The sequence below is a fragment of the Nocardioides sp. genome, assembly GCF_004803405.1.
Classification (GTDB): domain Bacteria; phylum Actinomycetota; class Actinomycetes; order Propionibacteriales; family Nocardioidaceae; genus Nocardioides; species Nocardioides vastitatis.
The window spans coordinates 1-587 of record NZ_SSXI01000115.1; the positions used below are offsets into that span (position 1 = coordinate 1).

1 protein-coding gene is annotated in these 587 nt (G+C 64.9%); it reads left to right on the plus strand.

All coding sequences use genetic code 11. The annotated features are described in order from the left end of the window. The coding region (locus tag E7Z54_RS08525) for a transposase (protein ID WP_206056083.1) at positions 1-550 on the plus strand (550 nt) is incomplete at its 5' end. Positions 551-587: the final 37 nt, after the last annotated feature.

Here is a 587-nt window from a genome sequence, read left to right on the forward strand (position 1 = left end):
GGACGAGGCGGGGCAGGGGTTGAGGCCGCCGAAGGGACACACGTGGGCGCCGCGCGGCCGGACGCCCGTGGTGCGGGTGCGCGGTGCGAACCGGGGACGGGTCTCTGTGGCGGGCGTGGTCTGCTACAGGAGCGGCGAACGATCGCGTCTGTTCTACCGGTTGCACGTGTACCGAGGGCGGAAGGACGAGGTGAAGAGCTTCGTCTGGCAGGACTACCGCGACTTGATCGTTGTGGCGCATCACCAGCTCAAGGCCCCCGTGGTCTGGGTTTGGGACAACCTCAACGTCCATCTCGCCGAGGAGCTCGCGCTGTTCTTCGTGGAGAACGAGGAGTGGCTGACGGTGTTCCAGTTGCCCAGTTACGCTCCTGAGCTCAACCCGCAGGAAGGCGTCTGGTCGCTGGTCAAGCGTGGGCTGGCCGACTTCGCGGCTGCCAACCTCGACCACTTGGTCCGCGTTATGAAGCGCAAGCTCAAGAAGATCCAGTACCGGGCGGAGTTGATCGACGGCTGCCTCGCCGAGACCGGACTGATCATGGAAGCCACTTGATCGCCCGACCCACCCTCACGAGTTCAACCTCAGCAGT